The sequence below is a fragment of the Pseudomonas mosselii genome (assembly GCF_003205295.1).
GTDB lineage: Bacteria > Pseudomonadota > Gammaproteobacteria > Pseudomonadales > Pseudomonadaceae > Aquipseudomonas > Aquipseudomonas mosselii_B.
This window is the reverse complement of sequence record NZ_QJRP01000039.1, coordinates 1-13,506: the sequence shown is the minus strand read 5'-3', so window position 1 is coordinate 13,506 and position 13,506 is coordinate 1. Positions and strand designations below refer to the sequence as shown.

14 protein-coding genes and 1 pseudogene are annotated in these 13,506 nt (G+C 64.3%); 5 read left to right on the top strand and 10 right to left on the bottom strand.

All coding sequences use genetic code 11. The annotated features are described in order from the left end of the window. Nucleotides 1–15: 15 nt before the first annotated feature. Both adk and ppc read right to left on the bottom strand, forming a co-directional pair. Nucleotides 16–666 carry an adenylate kinase gene (gene adk / locus DMX06_RS23075; protein ID WP_028691565.1) on the bottom strand — a complete coding sequence of 217 codons (651 nt, stop codon included), beginning with the start codon at nucleotides 664–666 and terminating at the stop codon, nucleotides 16–18. A 258-nt stretch (nucleotides 667–924) separates the two neighbouring features. Further along, entirely contained in the window at nucleotides 925–3,552 is a 2,628-nt protein-coding gene (gene ppc, locus DMX06_RS23070) for a phosphoenolpyruvate carboxylase (RefSeq protein WP_110739508.1), read from the bottom strand. A 144-nt stretch (nucleotides 3,553–3,696) separates the two neighbouring features. On the opposite strand from ppc, the gene DMX06_RS23065 reads away from it, so the two are divergent. From DMX06_RS23065 to DMX06_RS23045, 5 genes and pseudogenes are all read left to right on the top strand, one after another. Continuing rightward, nucleotides 3,697–4,041, top strand: a complete 345-nt coding sequence (locus tag DMX06_RS23065; RefSeq protein WP_110739507.1) for a pilin assembly protein — start codon at nucleotides 3,697–3,699, stop codon at nucleotides 4,039–4,041. A 255-nt stretch (nucleotides 4,042–4,296) separates the two neighbouring features. After that, on the top strand, nucleotides 4,297–4,710 hold the full coding sequence (locus DMX06_RS23060) for a DUF4398 domain-containing protein (protein WP_110739506.1): 414 nt from the start codon (nucleotides 4,297–4,299) through the stop codon (nucleotides 4,708–4,710). 49 nt (nucleotides 4,711–4,759) lie between these two features. After that, on the top strand, nucleotides 4,760–5,548 hold the full coding sequence (locus DMX06_RS23055) for an OmpA family protein (protein WP_110739505.1): 789 nt from the start codon (nucleotides 4,760–4,762) through the stop codon (nucleotides 5,546–5,548). A gap of 140 nt (nucleotides 5,549–5,688) precedes the next feature. After that, a complete protein-coding gene (locus DMX06_RS23050; protein WP_110739504.1) occupies nucleotides 5,689–5,973 on the top strand; it encodes a type II toxin-antitoxin system Phd/YefM family antitoxin in 285 nt (94 codons plus the stop codon). Further along, a pseudogene (locus DMX06_RS23045) lies at nucleotides 5,927–6,237 on the top strand (type II toxin-antitoxin system RelE family toxin). The gene DMX06_RS23050 and the pseudogene DMX06_RS23045 overlap by 47 nt, the downstream one beginning before the upstream one ends. A 170-nt stretch (nucleotides 6,238–6,407) precedes the next feature. On the opposite strand, the gene DMX06_RS23040 reads toward DMX06_RS23045, so the two are convergent. The 8 genes from DMX06_RS23040 to DMX06_RS23005 all read right to left on the bottom strand — a co-directional run bounded on the left by DMX06_RS23040 (nucleotide 6,408) and on the right by DMX06_RS23005 (nucleotide 13,455). After that, entirely contained in the window at nucleotides 6,408–6,734 is a 327-nt protein-coding gene (locus DMX06_RS23040; protein ID WP_028691570.1) for a hypothetical protein, read from the bottom strand. Beyond that, nucleotides 6,731–7,654 (bottom strand): alpha/beta hydrolase, encoded by a 924-nt coding sequence (locus tag DMX06_RS23035; RefSeq protein WP_110739503.1) that lies wholly within the window; start codon nucleotides 7,652–7,654, stop codon nucleotides 6,731–6,733. Before DMX06_RS23035 ends, DMX06_RS23040 begins: the two co-directional genes overlap by 4 nt. Beyond that, nucleotides 7,626–8,903 carry a flavohemoglobin expression-modulating QEGLA motif protein gene (locus DMX06_RS23030; RefSeq protein WP_110739502.1) on the bottom strand — a complete coding sequence of 426 codons (1,278 nt, stop codon included), beginning with the start codon at nucleotides 8,901–8,903 and terminating at the stop codon, nucleotides 7,626–7,628. The genes DMX06_RS23035 and DMX06_RS23030 overlap by 29 nt, the downstream gene beginning before the upstream one ends. Nucleotides 8,904–8,995: 92 nt before the next feature. After that, nucleotides 8,996–9,544 (bottom strand): hypothetical protein, encoded by a 549-nt coding sequence (locus DMX06_RS23025; RefSeq protein ID WP_110739501.1) that lies wholly within the window; start codon nucleotides 9,542–9,544, stop codon nucleotides 8,996–8,998. Nucleotides 9,545–9,573: 29 nt separating this feature from the next. After that, entirely contained in the window at nucleotides 9,574–10,278 is a 705-nt protein-coding gene (locus tag DMX06_RS23020) for a TetR/AcrR family transcriptional regulator (protein WP_110739500.1), read from the bottom strand. A 190-nt stretch (nucleotides 10,279–10,468) separates the two neighbouring features. Then, entirely contained in the window at nucleotides 10,469–11,971 is a 1,503-nt protein-coding gene (gene lysS, locus DMX06_RS23015; RefSeq protein WP_110739499.1) for a lysine--tRNA ligase, read from the bottom strand. A 93-nt stretch (nucleotides 11,972–12,064) separates the two neighbouring features. Next, a protein-coding gene (prfB, locus tag DMX06_RS23010) for a peptide chain release factor 2 (RefSeq protein ID WP_110739498.1) occupies nucleotides 12,065–13,160 on the bottom strand; the annotation gives its coding sequence in 2 pieces (ribosomal slippage) (nucleotides 12,065–13,087 and nucleotides 13,089–13,160; 1,095 coding nt in all). A gap of 100 nt (nucleotides 13,161–13,260) precedes the next feature. Continuing rightward, nucleotides 13,261–13,455: a hypothetical protein gene (locus DMX06_RS23005; RefSeq protein WP_110739497.1), complete on the bottom strand. Its 195-nt coding sequence runs from the start codon at nucleotides 13,453–13,455 to the stop codon at nucleotides 13,261–13,263. Nucleotides 13,456–13,506 lie beyond the last annotated feature (51 nt).

Sequence of the window (13,506 nt, the reverse complement as noted above, 5' to 3'; positions counted from 1 at the left end):
GACAAGGTCGACGGATCAGCTCAGGGCTGCCAGTACCTTGGCGGTGATCGACTCGACCGAGCCGACGCCTTCGATGTGGCTGTACTTCGGCTTGCCGGCGTTGGCGGCCGACAGCTTCTGGTAGAAGTCCACCAGTGGCTTGGTCTGGCTGTGATAGACCGACAGGCGGTGACGCACGGTTTCTTCCTTGTCGTCGTCGCGCTGGATCAGGTCTTCGCCGGTGACGTCGTCCTTGCCTTCCACCTTCGGCGGGTTGTACTGGATATGGTAGGTACGGCCCGAGGCCAGGTGCACGCGGCGACCGGCCATGCGGCCGACGATTTCTTCGTCGTCCACGGCGATCTCGACCACAGCGTCGATGTCGACACCGGCGGCGACCATGGCTTCAGCTTGCGGGATGGTGCGCGGGAAACCGTCGAACAGGCAGCCGTTGGCGCAGTCCGGTTGAGCGATGCGCTCCTTGACCAGGCTGATGATCAGCTCGTCGGAGACCAGTTGGCCGGCATCCATGACCTTTTTCAGCTCCAGGCCCAGCGGGGTGCCGGCCTTGACGGCGGCACGCAGCATGTCACCGGTGGAGATCTGCGGAATACCGAACTTCTCGGTGATGAACTTTGCCTGAGTACCTTTACCGGCCCCGGGAGCTCCCAGCAGAATTACGCGCATCTTGTGCTCCTCATATTTTTCTAAGCAAATCAACGGATTCGGCGCACAAGGCCAACTCCGGAAAATCGGACGAGACCGTAAAATCGGTCAAAAGGCTGCTCAAGATACACAGCGCCCGCCCCCCCGACAAGCGTCCAAAAGTGCCAGGAACGGGCCGCCCGCCGCTGGCCGGGGCACTGGTTGCGCCCGGCGCAACCGGTCGTCGGGGGTTGGCGCAAGACCAACCCCGACAATCACCGAGACCGGTCTCGAACGACCTCAACCGGTATTGCGCAAACCTGCCGCGATCCCCGCCACGGTCACCAGCAAGGCCTGCTCCAACGGGCTGTCCAGAGCGGCTTCACGGCTGCGTGAACGCGCCAGCAGCTCGGCCTGCAGGCGGTGCAGCGGGTCCAGGTAGGTGTTGCGCAGGCGGATGAATTCCAGGGTTTCCGGGCTGTGCGCCAGTAGCACCGGCTGCCCGGTCAGGCCCAGTACCACCTGGCACGACTGCGACAATAGGTCGCGCAGGTGCGCGCCCAACGGCAGCAGTTCGGGTTGCACCAGACGTTCGTCGTAGGCCTCGGCGATTTGTGCATCGGCCTTGGCCAGGACCATCTCCAGCATGTCGATGCGGGTGCGGAAGAACGGCCATTGTTCGCGCATCTGCGCCAGCAGCGCCCCCTGCCCGCGTGCCAGGGCATTGTTCAGCGCCGTTTCCCAGCCCAGCCAGGCCGGCAGCATCAGCCGCGTCTGGGTCCAGCCGAAGATCCACGGGATCGCCCGCAGGCTTTCGATGCCTCCGGCGCGGCGCTTGGCCGGGCGGCTGCCCAGCGGCAGGCGACCGAGTTCCTGCTCGGGGGTGGACTCGCGGAAGTACTCGACGAAGTCCGGATTCTCGCGCACCACGCCGCGGTAGGCCTTGACGCCATCGGCGGCCAACTGGTCCATCAACGCGCGCCAGGCCGGCTCCGGCGGTGGCGGCGGCAGCAGGGTCGCCTCCAGCACGGCGGCCAGGTAGAGGTTGAGGTTCTGCTCGGCAATGCCCGGCAAGCCGAACTTGAAGCGGATCATCTCGCCCTGCTCGGTGGTGCGGAAACGTCCGCCCACCGAGCCCGGCGGCTGCGACAGGATCGCCGCGTGGGCCGGACCGCCACCGCGCCCGACCGTGCCGCCCCGGCCATGGAACAGCAGCAGCTCGACCTGATGCTCTCGACAGATGCGCACCAGGTTCTCCTGTGCACGGTACTGGGCCCAGGCCGCTGCTGTGGTGCCGGCGTCCTTGGCCGAGTCGGAATAACCGATCATCACCTCCTGCGGCCCTTGCAGGCCGGCGCGATAACCCGGCAAACCGAGCAGGCGTTCCATCACCGGGCCCGCGTTGTCCAGGTCAGCCAGGGTCTCGAACAGCGGCACCACGCGCATCGACCGGGTCAGCCCGGCCTCCTTCAGCAGCAACTGCACCGCCAGCACATCGGAGGCCGCGCCGGCCATGGAGATCACGTACGACCCCAGCGACGCCGCAGGCGCGGCGGCGATCTCGCGGCAGGTGGCGAGCACCTCGGCCGTCTCGGCCTGGGGCTGGAAGTGCGCCGGCAACAACGGCCGGCGGTTTTTCAGCTCGGCCTGAAGGAACGTGATGCGTCGCTCCTCGTCCCACTCGGCAAAGCGACCGAGGCCGAGGTAGTCGGTGATTTCCGACAGCGCGTCACGGTGGCGAGCGGCATCCTGACGTACGTCCAGGCGCACCAGGAACAGGCCGAAGGTCACCGCCCGACGCAGGCAGTCGAGCAATGGGCCGTCGGCGATCACACCCATGCCGCATTCATGCAGCGACTGGTAGGCCAGCTCCAGCGGTGCGATCAACTCGCGGTTGTCCACCAATACCGCGGCGCTGGCCGGCTGCGTGCTCGTCAGCGAGGCATGGGCCCAGGCGCGGGTGGCGCGCAGGCGGTCGCGCAGCTGCTTGAGCAGGGCCCGATAAGGCTCGGCGCTGTCGCCGACCTTGTCTTTCAGCGCGGCGCTGGCCTGCTGCATGGACAGCTCGGCGGCCAGGCCGTCGATATCGCGCAGGAACAGGTCGGCGGCCATCCAGCGCGCCAGCAGCAGGACTTCGCGGGTGACCACCGCCGTGACATTGGGGTTGCCGTCGCGGTCACCGCCCATCCAGGAAGCGAAGCGCACTGGCGCCGACTCCAGCGGCAGGCGCAGCCCGGTGGCCTCGAACAAGGCCGCGTCGACCTTGCGCAGGTGATTGGGAATCGCCTGCCACAACGAATGCTCGATGACCGCGAAACCCCATTTGGCCTCATCCACCGGGGTCGGCCGGGTGCGGCGAATCTCCTCGGTGTGCCAGGCCTCGGCGATCAGCCGGCGCAGGCGCTCGCGTACCTGCTGGCGCTCGCCGGGAACGAGGTCGCGGTGGTCCTGCGCGGCCAGTTGCGCGGCGATGGCGTCGTACTTCTGGATCAGGGTGCGGCGGGCCACCTCGGTGGGATGGGCGGTGAGCACCAGCTCGATGTTCAGCCTGGCCAGTTGCCGAGCCAGTTCATCGTTGCCGTGGCCCGCCGCCTTCAGCCGCGCCAGCAGTTCCGGCAGCACGCGCGCCTCGAACGGCTCGGGCTGGTCGGCGTCACGGCGCCGGATCAGCTGGTACTGCTCGGCGATGTTGGCCAGGTTGAGAAACTGGTTGAACGCCCGCGCCACCGGCAGCAGGTCCTCCTCGGCCAGGTCGCCCAGGGTCGAGCTCAGTCGCTCGCCCTGCCCGCGCCGGTCGGCCTTGGCGCTGTGGCGGATATCCTCGATCTTCTGCAGGAACGCCTCGCCATGCTGCTGGCGGATGGTCTCGCCCAGCAGTTCTCCCAAAAGGTGCACATCCTCGCGCAAGCGCAGATCGATATCACTCATCAGCCTTCTCCACTCCAGGAAACCGCATGCGCCCAAGAGTGCCCACTCGCGCCCGCGCCTGGCAAGCCAGATGCAACCAGAGCAACTAAAGTGAACACAGGACATCCGAAGCAATGCCACCACCAGGCTTTGACAGAGGTCATCATGAAAATTCGCCAACTCGCCCAGCACTGGGAACAGAACGCCGCCGGCCGCCTGAGCCCCACCGGCCATGTCCTGCACCTGGACATGGAAGCCGAAGCGCGCCTGGCCGCGCTGATCGACATGTACCCCAAGCGCAGCCCCGAGGAACTGCTGGGCGAACTGGTGGTGGCGGCGCTCGAGGAACTTGAGGCCAGCTTCCCCTACATCAAGGGGCAACAGGTGATCGCCACCGACGAGGAAGGCGACCCGCTGTACGAGGATATCGGCCCCACGCCGCGCTTCCTGGCCCTCTCCCGGCGCCACCTGCAGGCCCTTGGCCGGGTGCGGGAAAAGCAGTCGCACTGAACCTTCCCGGGTGCCGGGCAAGACCCGGCATACCGTCATCCACAGCGGAAGTTCCACGGAAATTCCGCTGACTGATTAGTCAGAAAAAAATACCTTTAGCGTGCAAATTTTTCTGAACTATTCAAAAAACGCCTCGGTCACAGCCAATAGCCATCACGGCAAAACCCTGTAAACACGGGCCTTTGCGCCCGACGCTGGCCACAGGGGAACAGCGATAGCCACAACGTGGCGTCGTCGTTTAACAGGAGTGACCCAATGGAGTTGACCACCATGAAGACCCGCATTGCACAACCTTCCTCCACTCATCTGCGCGGGCTCAAGCTGGCCGCGCTGGCCCTGGGCAGCAGCCTGGTGCTGGCCGGCTGCGCGGGCAAGCCGCCCACCGAGCAATACGCCGTGACCCAATCGGCGGTCAACTCGGCGGTCAGTGCAGGTGGCACCGAATTCGCCGCGGTGGAGATGAAGGCTGCCCAGGACAAGTTCAAGAAGGCCGAGATTGCCATGCACGACAAGCAGTACGACCAGGCCAAGCTGCTGGCCGAACAGGCCGAATGGGACGCCCGCGTCGCCGAGCGCAAGGCCCAGGCGGCCAAGGCCCAGAAAGCCGTGCAGGATGCCCGCCAGGGCGTCAACGACGTACGTGAGGAAGGCCTGCGCAGCGCCGAATGAGCCCTGCCCTGCCTCATGAGCCTTCGTTAACGATCAAAGGATGAACACTATGCGCAACTACGTCATGATTCCCGCCCTGCTGGCCCTGAGCGTGGGCCTCGCCGCCTGCTCCCACGACCCGAACGCCAACCTGGAGTCGGCCCGCACCAACTTCTCGGCCCTGCAGAGCGACCCGCAGTCGAGCAAGGTGGCCGCACTCGAGACCAAGGACGCCCAAGACTGGCTGAACAAGGCCGACAAGGCCTACATGGAGCGCGAGGACTCGAAGAAAGTCGACCAGCTCGCCTACCTGACCAACCAGCGTGTCGAAGTGGCCAAGCAGACCATCGCCCTGCGCGGCGCCGAGGCGGAACTCAAGAACGCCGCCGCCCAGCGCGCCCAGGCCAAGCTGGACGCCCGCGACGCGCAGATCAGGAAGCTGCAGGACAGCCTGAACGCCAAGCAGACCGACCGCGGCACCCTGGTGACCTTCGGTGACGTGCTGTTCGACTTCAACAAGGCCGTGCTCAAGAGCAGCGCCTACCCCAACGTCACCAAGCTGGCCCAGTTCCTCCAGGAGAACCCTGAGCGCAAGGTGATCGTCGAGGGCTACACCGACAGCGTCGGCTCGGCCAACTACAACCAGACCTTGTCCGAGCGCCGCGCCGCAGCCGTGCGCATGGCACTGGTACGTGCCGGCGTGGATCCAGCGCGCATCGTCGCCCAGGGTTATGGCAAGGAGTACCCGGTGGCCGACAACGGCAGCAACTCGGGCCGCGCGCAGAACCGTCGAGTGGAGGTGACCATCTCCAACGACAACCAGCCGGTGGCGCCGCGAGCGGTGAGCCAAGTCCAGTGAGGGCTGCTGGCTGAATGAAGAAACCCGCCTGATGGCGGGTTTTTTCATGCTTGACCTTTCGTCAAAAGCACCTTTAAAGACACCTTTAAAAGCACTAAAGTGAGGCAGCCATCCTTCTCGATAAATGGGTCGATACAACTATGACGTACCCTGTCCTCGCCGATCTGGCAGCATCCATCACCGACCTCAAGAAAGACCCAATGGGCACCATTCGCGAAGCGCACGGTGAAACCGTGGTGATCCTCAATCGGAACGAGCCCGCCTTCTACGCAGTACCACCAGAGCGCTACGAGGCGATGATGGATCTGATTGACGATATCCAACTGGCCGAACTGGTACGCCAGCGACTTGGCGGGCCTACCGTGAAGGTGGATATCGATGAGCTCATCGCCGACGCAGAGCGCGACAGCAAGCTACAACCTTGAGTTTGATTCACGAGCGCAGAAGGAGTATCGCAAGCTCGATTGCGGCTGCAGCTTGCCAAGAAACTCAAGGCTCGACTGGCTCAACCCAGAGTTGAAAAAGACCGGCTCAATAACATGGCTGATTGCTACAAGATCAAATTGAGATCAGCCGGCTACCGCTTGGTCTACCAGGTGATTGATCAGCGCGTGCTAGTACTTGTCATCGCGATCGGCAAACGTGAAAGATGCGATGTCTATTCAGTCGCCAGTGCGCGATTGGACTAGGGTCTGTACGAAATGTGTCTGCGCGAAGGCCAGACAAGGCGAAACGGGGGGAGGAAGCGGAGTGTACTGGAGTACATGAGCATTCCGAGCCCCGTTTCAACGCAGTATGGGCGAGTGCAGATACATTTCGTACAGAGCCTAATCGGGCCGCATTGCAGCAGCCCCATCATTCACTGCACCTGCTGCGGCGTCTCCTGCCCCATGCAGCGCACCGCGCGCTTGCGGTTGTCCACCAGCACCCCGGTCAGGCCCTTCTGCTCGGTGTCGAACAGCACCAGCACGCCATCGATGCACTGTGCCACCTGTGGCGCTGGCGTCAGCGAGACCTTGTAGTCTTCCCCCGGAATGGTCTTGAGCATGGTGAAATCCTGCAACAACAGCGCATCCTCGGGTTTGGCGAAATGCAGGTAGCCGTAATACCAGAGGGCTCCCACCGTCACGATGATGCTGCCGACGCCGGTCAGGATCAGCGGGATGGCGTTGCGTTCTTCACTCATTGCGGGCTCTTCTCATCAGGGTAGTTAGGGACTTCGGCCAGGCGGCGCAGGCCGTTGAAATGGGTGGGGTCTTCCAGGAAGCGCAGCATCACCTGACGCCAGGTCGGGTCGGCAAAGGTCTGCACATGGTCGCCCCGGGTCAGTTGCAGCACACGGGGCGGCGGCGCCTGGCGGTACAGGCGCAGACCGTTGTCCAACGGCACGAGGTTGTCATCGATGCTGTGGAAAAACAGCTTCGGCGGGCTATCCAGGCGGGCGATCGAGTTGATCGCGCTGTCGTTGTCCGGCACCAGCCACGACAGCGGCACCTGCAGTGGCCAGGTCATCCACGAAGTACTCAGGGCGTAACGCCCCACCGCCCGGTAGCTGGCCGGCACGCCATCGAACACCAGGGCGCTGAAGCGTCGGCGCTGCTCGGGGTGCTGGGCCAGGTAGTGGATGGCCATGGCCCCGCCGAGGCTCTGGCCCAGCAGCACCAGCGGCCTGCCCTTGGCTTGGGGCGCCTTGTCGAGCCAGTCCAGCGCCGCGCCGATGTCACCATAGACTTCAGGCAATGTCGGCTTGCCCTGGGACAGCCCATAGCCGCGATAGTCGATCATCAGCACCTGGTAGCCCGCTTTCGGCAGCCAGTAGCTGCCACCCAGATGCCAGGCCAAGTTGCCGCCATTGCCATGCAGGTGCAGCACCGTGCCCTTGACCTCTGCACCTTGCGGCACGGGCAGCCACCAGCCGTGCAGGCGCGTGCCGTCAGCGGCGGTGAGGGTCAGCTCCTGGTACTGCAGGTGGGCCTTTTCCGGGGTGAACGGCTGGCCGGGCTCGGGATAGAACAGCAGGCTGCTGCAACCGCCCAACAGCAGCAGCCCAAGGCCGAAGGCGAGATGACGGCAAGCGTCAGAGAATGTTCGCGTAGTCGGCTTCAATACGGTCCAGGCTCAGGTGGTTGAGGAAGTTGGAGAAGCACATCCAGGCCGACAGCGCGTTGAGGTCGCGGAACTGCTCAGGCAGGTACTTGGGTGGCTCGACCAGTCCCTCCTCGACCAGCTGGCGCAGCGTGCGCATGTCTTCCAGGGTGGTCTTGCCGCAGAACAGCAAGGGGATCTGCTCGAGCTTGCCCTTCTTCACGGCCAACTGAATGTAGTTGTAAACCATGATGAAGCCCTTGAGGTAGGACAAGTCCTTGGTGAATGGCAGGCCGTTGGGCACCGAGCCACGGAACACCCGGCTGGCGTTGCTGTAGCTCTGCCCCATCTCGAAGCCCTGGCCGCGAAAGAACTCGAAGACCTGCAGGAAGTCGGCACCCTCCTCCACCATGTGGATGGCGCGGGTACGGTTGGTGAGCTTGCGCAGGCGGCTGGGGTAGGAAGCGAAGGCGATCACTTCCATGAGGATGGCCAGGCCCTCCTGGGTCACCGTCGACGAGGGCGGGCCCTTGGCCAGGAAGGTGCAGATTGGCTGGTTCAGGCCGTTGAGGGTGGTGCCGACGTGCACCAGGCCTTCATGCACTTCCAGGGCGCGCACGTCGCGGCTGTTGAACATCGCGTCGGCGCGCACCTTGATGTAGTCGGCGCCGGCCGCGGCGTCGGCGACGATGCCGTCGGACTCGAACACGCGGATGGTCTCCTCGGCCTCGCCGAACACCTTGTTCAGGCGACGCTGGAGGATCGCCACCGCTTCCTTGGCGGTAAGGTTCTTCGGTTCGTCCTTCAGGTCGCCGCGACCGTCGATGTTGTTCAGGTAGTCCGAGAGCATCAGGCCCAGGTCGGCCAGGGTCGGATCACCGGCGTGGAAGGCGTCGGAGGCGGCGCCGTAGAGCTCCTGGGAAATCAGCCCGAAGTCCTCGGTGCCGCGTGCCTCGAGCATGCGCACCACCATGCGGTATTCCTTGCACATACGCCGCATGATCTGCCCGACCGGGTTGAACTGGCCCAGTTGCCGGGTGATGTCGCGCTCGATGCTCTGGAACTCGGCCTTCACCGCGCTGGAGTCGAACGACAGCGGGCGGTTCTGGTAGTAGGCACGGTCCACCGCCGGTGGCTCCTTGCCCTTGGCCTTGAGAAAGCCCTGGCGGATGCCGTCGTCCCACTTCACCGCGTCGAGCACGCGGATCGGGGTCTGAGTGGCGACGATGCGGTCGGACAACGTGCGTATGGTCTGCTGGTACTCGTCCACGCGGGACTCCTTCTTAAAGCCTCATCGCGGGGCAAACCCGCTCCCACAGGTAGGAGCGGGCATGCCCCGCGATGAGGCCGGTATGCTCACTGCTATTTGCCGGAACGCTGGAAGCGCGCCACCTCGACGAACAGATCGGAGTTGGCGGGATCATCCAGGTACGCCAGCACCCGCTCGGTCGGGCTGTCGATCAGCACGCCCTCGCCGTTATCTTCCGGCACTTCGGTATTGCGTCCGCTCAGTTCTTTCTTGGCGACAGCCTGCTGCACCTGCTCGACATCGAGGTTGTAGACCACCAGCTGCTTGCCGTCGATCACCTCGAAGCCACCGATCAGGAAGTTGCCGCCCAGGCGCTTGGGCACCCCGGCCGACAGATACCAGCGGTTGCCGTGCCGGGCCACGGTGAAGGCATATTCCTCGGGGGCCTTGCCCTGGGCACGGGCCACCGCCTTGTAGGTATTGCCGCCGGCGCGGCTGATGCTCAGCTTAAGCGGCTGGCCCCAGGCATCCTTGCTGCTCCACTGCCCGAGCAGGGCCTTCGGCGCTGGCTGGTTGCCCGGCAGCGGTTCGTCGAACGTCACCAGACAACCGCCCAGCAGGAGGAATGACAAGGTCAACAACACCACACGCCAGGCTTTCATCAGGTTCTCCTTGAAAAGTCGTTCGCCACTCAGGCCGAGGCCAGCACCATTTGCAGGTATCGGACAAGGATAGCGAGCATCTGCTCATCGGCCTGCGCATTCGCATCCTTGAGCAGGCCCTGATATTCCATCTGCTCGATTATCGCCGTCAACATCTGGGCATCCTGCTCGGGCTGGCGCGAGCCGACCACCTGCAGAATCTGCCGCGCGCCATGCAGCAGGATCTGCTCGTGAGCCTGCACCAGTTCGGCCAGGCGCGGGCACAGCAGGGCCTCTTGACGGAAGCCTTGCTCGGCCATGAGGAAGTCGCGGCGATTATTCAATTGGCGCAGGACATAGTCGGCGAGCATGCGCGCCACTTCATCAGCCAGGTGTGCCCGAGCCTCGGGGCTGCCGTCGCCCTGGGCCAGCAACTGGCGCAGCACGCCTTCGGTGTTGGTCCAGAGCTTGGCCATGTAGGCCGCGCTGCGTTCGACGTACTGGGCGAAGGTATCGGCCAGCAGGTCCTGGATGTCCTTGAAGTAGTAGGTGGTGGCCGACAACGGTACAGCGGCCTCGGCGGCCACGGCGCGGTGGCGCACGCCGCGTACGCCATCGCGCACGACAATGCGCATGGCAGCGTCGAGGATCTGCTGGCGGCGCTGCTCGCTGCCCTGGCGGGCGGTCTTGCGGCCCTGGTACTGCACGCTCTCGGCGACGGCGGTGGCGATGCCGGCGGCGCCCTGGTGGGGCATTGCGGGGGTCACTGGAGGTACCTCATGAACAGTGGGTTACCGGTGCCGACCTCTTCGCGGGTAAACCCGCTCCCACAGGTTATGTGCGACGCCCCTGTGGGAGCGGGTTTACCCGCGAAGGGGCCGGCACAAACAACATAGAGCTTCAGGCATGAAAAAGCCGCCTCGAAAGGCGGCTTGTTCAGATCGCTCAGGCCTGTGGACGCATGTGCGGGAACAGGATCACGTCGCGGATCGACGGCGAGTTGGTCAGCAGCATCACCAGGCGGTCGATGCCGATGCCTTCACCGGCGGTCGGCGGCATGCCGTACTCCAGGGCGCGGACGAAGTCGGCGTCGTAGTGCATGGCCTCGTCGTCACCCGCGTCTTTCTCGGCCACCTGGGCCAGGAAGCGCTCGGCCTGGTCTTCGGCATCGTTGAGCTCGGAGTAGGCGTTGGCGATCTCGCGGCCACCGATGAACAGCTCGAAGCGGTCGGTCACGGCCGGGTTGTCGTCGTTGCGACGGGCCAGCGGCGACACTTCGAACGGGTACTCGGTGATGAAGTGCGGCTGTTCCAGCTTGTGCTCGACCAGCTCTTCGAAAATCATCACCTGCAGCTTGCCCAGGCCTTCGTGGCCGAGCACCTTGGCGCCGGCTTTCTTGGCGATCTCGCGAGCACGGTCGACGTCCTGCAGGTCGGCGGCGGTGAGCTGCGGGTTGTACTTGAGGATCGAGTCGAACACCGACAGGCGCACGAACGGCTCGCCGAAGTGGAACACCTTGTCGCCGTACGGCACATCGGTGCTGCCCAGCACCAGCTGCGCCAGCTCGCGGAACAGTTCCTCGGTGAGGTCCATGTTGTCGCGGTAGTCGGCGTAGGCCTGGTAGAACTCGAGCATGGTGAATTCAGGGTTGTGACGAGTCGAAACGCCTTCGTTACGGAAGTTGCGGTTGATCTCGAACACTTTCTCGAAGCCACCGACCACCAGGCGCTTGAGGTACAGCTCCGGCGCGATACGCAGGAACATGGCCATGTCCAGGGCGTTGTGGTGGGTTTCGAACGGCTTGGCCGCGGCGCCGCCGGGGATGGTCTGCAGCATCGGGGTTTCGACTTCGAGGAAGTCGCGCTCGATGAGGAACTTGCGGATGTGCGAAATCACCTGCGAACGCACACGGAAGGTGTGGCGGGTTTCCTCGTTGACCATCAGGTCGACGTAGCGCTGGCGGTAGCGCTGCTCGGTGTCAGTCAGGCCATGGTGCTTGTCCGGCAGCGGGCGCAGCGACTTGGTCAGCAGGCGCACGTTGGTCATCTCGACGTACAGGTCACCCTTGCCGGAGCGGGCCAGGGTACCTTCGGCGCTGATGATGTCGCCCAGGTCCCAGGTCTTGACCGCGGCCAGGGTCTCTTCCGGCAGGGTCTTGCGGTTGACGTAGACCTGGATGCGGCCGGTCATGTCCTGGATGACCATGAACGAGCCACGGTTGAGCATGATGCGACCGGCGACCTTGACCGGAATGGCGGCTGCTTCCAGCTCTTCCTTGGTCTTGTCCACGTACTGCTTCTGCAGGTCGTTGCAGTAGCTGTCGCGGCGGAAGTCGTTGGGGAAGGCATTGCCCTTGGCGCGCTCGGCGGCAAGTTTTTCCTTGCGCAGGGCGATCAGGGCGTTTTCTTCCTGTTGCAGGTCTTGCGCTTCGGTCTTGAGGTCGCTCATGTCGTCATTCTTTCCATCAGGTGTTCGTTGCCCCTGTCGGGCAGGGCACGCGATACGGGCCCTGGGCCTCGTATCGCGGCGGTGGTGAAAGGTTTACAGCCCCTGCTTGAGGCTCGCTTCCAGGTACTGGTCGAGGTCGCCGTCCAGGACCTTCTGGCAGTCGCTGCGCTCGACGCCGGTACGCAGGTCCTTGATACGCGAGTCGTCCAGCACGTAGGAGCGGATCTGGTGGCCCCAGCCGATGTCCGACTTGCTGTCTTCCAGCGCCTGCGAAGCGGCGTTGCGCTTCTGCATTTCCAGCTCGTACAACTTGGCCCGCAGCATTTTCATGGCGGTGTCCTTGTTGGCGTGCTGGGAGCGTTCGTTCTGGCAGGCCACCACGGTGTTGGTCGGCACGTGGGTGATACGCACCGCCGAGTCGGTGGTGTTGACGTGCTGACCCCCGGCACCGGAGGAGCGGTAGGTGTCGATGCGCAGGTCGGACGGGTTGATCTCGATCTCGACCTTGTCGTCGATCTCGGGCGAGACGAACACCGCCGAGAACGAGGTGTGGCGACGGGCGCCGGAGTCGAACGGGCTCTTGCGCACCAGGCGGTGCACGCCGATCTCGGTGCGCAGCCAGCCGAAGGCGTACTCGCCCTTGATGTGCACGGTGGCGCCCTTGATGCCGGCGACTTCGCCCTCGGACAGTTCGATGATGGTGGCGTCGAAGCCGCGCTTGTCGGCCCAGCGCAGGTACATGCGCAGCAGGATGTTGGCCCAGTCCTGGGCCTCGGTGCCGCCGGAGCCGGCCTGGATATCCAGGTAGGCGTTGTTCGGGTCCATCTCGCCGCTGAACATGCGACGGAACTCGAGCTGGGCGAGGGATTCCTCAAGCCCTTGCAGCTCGGTCTCGACATCGCTGACAGCGCCTTCATCGCCCTCCTCGACAGCCATGTCGAGCAGGTCCTTGCAGTCGATCAGGCCGTTGGACAGTTTATCGAGGGTCTCGACTACCTGCGCCAGCATGGCGCGCTCGCGGCCCAGGGCCTGGGCGTACTCGGGCTTGTTCCAGACAGCGGCGTCTTCCAGCTCGCGGTTTACTTCGACCAGACGATCATGTTTGTGATCGTAGTCAAAGATACCCCCGAATGGACTGGGAACGCTCGGTGAGGTCCTTGATGGTGTTCAGGATCGGTTGGATTTCCATGGGCGGGCAGCTCTCGTGCGAATTCGGTGAAAAGCCCGCGAGTATAACCGAGTCTCGGGGCTGGCGGCAGACCCGCCGGGCGGTCTGGACGCAATCCCCATTACGCCCTATTTCCGGCGTTGCCGTTGCCGTTGCCGTTGCCGTTGCCGTTGCCGTTGCCGTTGCCGTTGCCGTTGCCGATCAGGAGTCTAGCGCCATAGCCCGCTAGCGACAGCTGCTTCAGCCCAGGCGCCGCCCGTAACTTCGCGACTTCAGGAGGCCGAACGCAGGCCTTGCGCAGGGAGGTGACGGGCATGGATGCCCGTCAAGCGCTGGGGCCCAGGATGGGCCCTGCAGCGCGGTCCTC

What these genes read in the sequence shown, in the direction of transcription:
- DMX06_RS23020 (WP_110739500.1), bottom strand. Translation starts at nt 10,278, where the DNA reads ATGCCCCACCAGGGCGCCGCCGGCATCGCCACCGCCGTCGCCGAGAGC.
- DMX06_RS23025 (WP_110739501.1), bottom strand. Translation starts at nt 9,544, where the DNA reads ATGAAAGCCTGGCGTGTGGTGTTGTTGACCTTGTCATTCCTCCTGCTG.
- DMX06_RS23060 (WP_110739506.1), top strand. Translation starts at nt 4,297, where the DNA reads ATGGAGTTGACCACCATGAAGACCCGCATTGCACAACCTTCCTCCACT.
- adk (WP_028691565.1), bottom strand. Translation starts at nt 666, where the DNA reads ATGCGCGTAATTCTGCTGGGAGCTCCCGGGGCCGGTAAAGGTACTCAG.
- DMX06_RS23065 (WP_110739507.1), top strand. Translation starts at nt 3,697, where the DNA reads ATGAAAATTCGCCAACTCGCCCAGCACTGGGAACAGAACGCCGCCGGC.
- lysS (WP_110739499.1), bottom strand. Translation starts at nt 11,971, where the DNA reads ATGAGCGACCTCAAGACCGAAGCGCAAGACCTGCAACAGGAAGAAAAC.
- DMX06_RS23050 (WP_110739504.1), top strand. Translation starts at nt 5,689, where the DNA reads ATGACGTACCCTGTCCTCGCCGATCTGGCAGCATCCATCACCGACCTC.
- DMX06_RS23005 (WP_110739497.1), bottom strand. Translation starts at nt 13,455, where the DNA reads ATGCCCGTCACCTCCCTGCGCAAGGCCTGCGTTCGGCCTCCTGAAGTC.
- DMX06_RS23055 (WP_110739505.1), top strand. Translation starts at nt 4,760, where the DNA reads ATGCGCAACTACGTCATGATTCCCGCCCTGCTGGCCCTGAGCGTGGGC.
- ppc (WP_110739508.1), bottom strand. Translation starts at nt 3,552, where the DNA reads ATGAGTGATATCGATCTGCGCTTGCGCGAGGATGTGCACCTTTTGGGA.
- DMX06_RS23040 (WP_028691570.1), bottom strand. Translation starts at nt 6,734, where the DNA reads ATGAGTGAAGAACGCAACGCCATCCCGCTGATCCTGACCGGCGTCGGC.